3 protein-coding genes are annotated in these 4532 nt (G+C 45.7%); 2 read left to right on the top strand and 1 reads right to left on the bottom strand.

Going from position 1 to position 4532, the window contains the following annotated elements:
* Positions 1–294: 294 nt before the first annotated feature.
* Complete coding sequence (mtaB, locus tag AB1797_13240; GenBank protein MEW5768550.1) at positions 295–1614, bottom strand: tRNA (N(6)-L-threonylcarbamoyladenosine(37)-C(2))-methylthiotransferase MtaB; 1320 nt, start codon at positions 1612–1614, stop codon at positions 295–297.
* Positions 1615–1806: 192 nt separating this feature from the next.
* Between mtaB and AB1797_13235 the strand changes: the two genes are divergently transcribed.
* Complete coding sequence (locus AB1797_13235) at positions 1807–2388, top strand: hypothetical protein (GenBank protein ID MEW5768549.1); 582 nt, start codon at positions 1807–1809, stop codon at positions 2386–2388.
* Positions 2389–2405: 17 nt separating this feature from the next.
* Positions 2406–4157, top strand: coding sequence for a DNA repair helicase XPB (locus AB1797_13230; protein ID MEW5768548.1), 1752 nt, complete (start codon positions 2406–2408; stop codon positions 4155–4157).
* Positions 4158–4532 lie beyond the last annotated feature (375 nt).

Below are 4532 nucleotides of genomic sequence, written 5' to 3'. Positions count from 1 at the left end.
ATAAAACCTCCCTTGCAACATCTATGGAGGACCGTATCTACTCAAAATCAAGTTAAAAAAGTAAGCTCATTACAGATTATAGTGCTATGGGTTAAGTTTCATCTCCTTTTGTCCTGACAGCGTCGGCCTAAGAGCTTCCCCTCCCTTGATGGGAGGGGTTAGGGGAGGGTGGTAGCTCTTTTTCTAAGGTTTTTAGCAAGAGTAATAATATTGCCCGCCCATTTCACCCTCACCCTATCCCTCTCCCCTCAAGGGAGAGGGAATTTTGCTTTGTCTCCCAACTAACTGCTTAACTTAGTTTTGAGTAGTTACGGAGGATCCACCCGGGATTAATTCCCCCATGGTTCTATCCGAACTTACTTCAGTTATCCTGACGGCCGCTATTCTATTGAACCATTCATTCCCGTTAACACCCGGGCAGAGAACCTCGATATAATTATCCGAGAGTCCTCGGAGATATTCTGTCTCCTTATCCAGGGTGTTGAGAATAAGCACCGAAAGGGTAGCCCCTTCGAATTCCTTCCTGAATAAAAGAGACTTCTCGGCGGAAAGCCTTCTTAGGATCTCACTCCGCTTCTTCTTCACGGCAGGAGGAACCTCAGGCTTGAAAGTAGCTGCCTTTGTGCCGGCTCTCCTCGAATATTCAAAGACGTGGAGATAAGCCAGGGGGAGCTCCTCGATAAGTCTTAGGGTAGAATTAAAATCTTCCTCTCCCTCACCAGGAAAACCAACCATTACATCAGCCCCCAGAGCTATGCCGGGGACAGTCTCCCTTAGGTTTAGAATAAGATCTTTATAAAAGTAAGCCTCGTATCTTCGCCCCATTCGTTCCAGAATCCTGTCACTACCGCTTTGAAGTGGGATGTGGAGGTGGGAACATATCTTTGGCCCTCTAATAAGGTCGATCAGCTCTTCGGGTATTTCTGTCGGCTCAATGGAACTCAATCTAATCCGGGCCAATCCATCAACTTGCATCAATTCCTTAAGCAGTCCTGACAGATCGACCTCTTCTTTTAGATCCCATCCATACCCCCCCAGGTCAACCCCGGTAAGAACAATTTCTCGATATCCCTTGGCCACTATCCCTTCCGCCTGGGAGATAACCCTGGCCAGGGATTGGCTTCGGCTTGGTCCCCGGGCAAGAGGGACCCGGCAATAACTGCACTGCCGGTTACACCCATCCTGAATCTTAATAAAAGCCCGGGTATTTCCTCCAAAATCGGAAATCTCAGGGGTGTCAAATTGGTTTTGATTCGAGATATCCTCTACTTTTACCCCAGTGGAGCTTAAATACTCTAATATTTGCCATTTCTCACTATTCCCTATGATGAGGTCTACCCCCGGGATTTGAGAAATCTCTTGGGGATTAGTCTGGGCATAACATCCTGTCACGATCACCCTTGAATTCTCTCCTCTCCGAACCGCCTGACGAATAGCCTGCCTTGATTTGTAGTCGCTTTTGCCGGTGACCGTACAGGTGTTAATAATATAAAAATCAGCCGGCGAGTCAAAGGAGACCACCGAGAAACAGGACTTCAGCAGCATCTGCTGGATAATCTGGGTTTCATATTGATTAAGCTTGCATCCGAGGGTTCTAAAGGCTACTGTTTTCATAATACCTTAGCCTATTTTACCAGAGCCCGCCAAAAAAGGCAACTCATTTTTGTTGACAAACCGCAGGCCGTTTGCTAAACTATATGTAATTGGTCAACAAACAAGGCACAGATAGAAACAGATGACCGAAGGCAAAGACTTCTGTCTTCTGATTTCTGCCGGCTGATTTTATTACCTGAGGAGGTTGATAAAATGGAGGACTGGTTAGAAGAAGGTGAGGAAGTAAAGGAAGAGATATCAGATGAAATGATTGAGCAGAACATAGGCCATGTAATAAGTTGGTGGCGTAAATGGAGAATTGCTTTAACTAACCAAAGACTTCTTTGCCACCAGAGGTCTCTGGTGGAGTCCTTTACCAAGATGTTCAATTTAGAAGAAATAGACTCGATAACCATGGATAAGGAGATTGACTATTTACGACTCGGTGGAGGAACCCTCCTTATCTTGTTGGCCTTGTGGCGGCTGCCTACCTTCTTTCATGCGATATATCTTTTATTGACAGGGGCGCATAATTTACTGCGTTTGTTGGTAGTCGGTATTTTGCTCTCTTTGACCATAGGGGTTGGGGTGATAGCCATTATCAACTCCTTTAATAAAAGGATGCGGATCAAGTCCTACGGACAAACAACCAATATTTATGTGACCGGCTTAGAGGAGTGGAGACTTGAAGATTTTATGGGAGATGTGAGAAACTCTTTGAATGCGGCTAAGGAGAGGGCAAAAAAATTAAGGGAGAAGGCTGAGGAAGAAAAAGGCGCTGAGAAAAAGAAATAAGAAGAGAAAGAGACTAAATGAATTATCATCCGGATAATCCTGTTATTATTCAATCTGATAAAACCATTCTTTTGGAAGTGGATAACCCGGCCTATGAAGAGGCCAGGGATGAATTGGTCAGATTTGCTGAATTAGAGAAATCCCCCGAACATATTCATACCTATAAGATATCTCCTCTTTCCCTGTGGAATGCTGCCGCGGCCGGCCTAACCGCAGTGCATATCTTAAATGCCTTAGAGAGATTTAGTAAATTTGATCTGCCAGAAAATGTTAAAAAAGATATTTGTGATTACATCGCCCGGTACGGCAGGTTAAAACTGATCAAGAGGCAAGATGGCCTCTTTCTTTACTCCAATGATGAATATCTTATTACTGAGATCTGGCACAATAAGCTGACCAAGCCATATTTGCTCAAAAAAGTTGATTCCTTCACGATTGAAATACATCCCTTAATGAGGGGACATGTAAAACAAGCCTTGATCAAGATCGGCTTTCCGGTGGAGGATTTAGCCGGATACGTTCCGGGGACATATTTGGATGTTTCCCTCTTAATGACCACCAGGGCCGGCAGGCCTTTCAATCTTCGTCACTATCAGGTGGAGGCGGTAGCGAATTTTCACGCCGGGGGGGGATTGAAGGGAGGGAGTGGGGTGATTGTTCTTCCTTGCGGGGCGGGTAAAACAATGGTCGGTTTAGGCGCCATAGAGCGGTTAAAGTGTGAAACCCTTATCCTGGTGACTAATATTATCGCCCTTCGACAGTGGATTAGTGAAATAATAGATAAAACCAATCTGCCCCCTGATATGATCGGTGAATACAGTGGCGAGGTTAAAGAGATTCGTCCTCTGACCCTGGCTACTTATCAGATTCTGACTTACCGGAGGGCCAAAGATGAGGAGTTCCCTCATTTTTCCCTGGTTAATCGACATAATTGGGGACTAATTATTTATGATGAAGTCCACTTGCTTCCAGCGCCCGTGTTTCGGATAACCGCCGAGATCCAGGCCAAGAGGCGTCTTGGGCTAACGGCTACTCTGGTCAGGGAAGATGGCTTAGAAGAAGATGTCTTTTCCCTGATCGGTCCCAAAAAATACGATGTGCCCTGGAAGGAATTGGAAAGGGAAGGCTGGATTGCCACTGCCATCTGCTTTGAAATAAGGATAAATCTGGAGGAGGGACAGCGTCTGCCCTACGCCGTAGCTGATGATAGAGAAAAGTTTAGAATCTCTTCAGAAAATCCGGCCAAAATACCCCTGGTTAAAACATTGATTGACAGACATGAGGGAGAATCAATTTTAGTTATCGGCCAATATCTGAAACAGCTCAAATTTCTGGCCATGATACTGGATGCCCCGCTCATAACCGGTCAGGTCTCGAATCTGGAAAGGACCAGACTTTACCAGGGCTTTAAGGAGGGGAAGATAAAGGTTCTGGTGGTTTCCAAGGTAGCGAATTTTGCGATTGACCTCCCTCAAGCCTCAGTAGCCATCCAAGTTTCTGGCACTTTTGGCTCAAGACAGGAAGAGGCCCAGAGATTAGGACGAATCTTAAGACCCAAAAGAGAAGGCACCATAGCCCATTTTTACTCCCTGGTTACCCGGGAGACAAAAGAACAGCATTTTGCCTCTAATCGACAACTCTTTTTAACCGAGCAGGGTTATAAGTATATTATCCTTGATGGAGAAGAACTTTTGAGTGGTGAAAAGGGGGCCAGGGTGGTTAGGTTGGCTGACTATGTGAGACGCAAAAAAGCCGCCGGTAGCAGGTAGGTTTACTCGAGGCTCGAGCCTCGATGCTCGATCCTCGAGGCTCGAGGCTCGATGCTAGTGCCTTGTCAAGTTAGTATTTGTGGGTAGAACCTCTTTTACCCCTCACCCTACCCTCTCCCCTGAGGGGAGAGGGGTAGGGTGAGGGAGATTGCTTCTACAAGAGACCAACCTATTAAATCAAATGTGACGATACACTAGTGCCTTGTCAAGCTTGCTTTAATGGGTTCGTCTTTTCGTAACTACTCAAGACTAAGTTAAGCAGTTAGTTGGGAGACAAAGCAAAATTCCCTCTCCCTTGAGGGGAGAGGGATAGGGTGAGGGTGAAATTGGCGGGCAATATTATTACTCTTGCTAAAAACCTTAGAAAAAGAGCTA

Source organism: bacterium (assembly GCA_040753085.1).
GTDB lineage: Bacteria > UBA9089 > JASEGY01 > JASEGY01 > JASEGY01 > JASEGY01.
The sequence above is the reverse complement of the archived record's forward strand: the minus strand, read 5'-3'. Positions and strand labels throughout refer to the sequence as shown.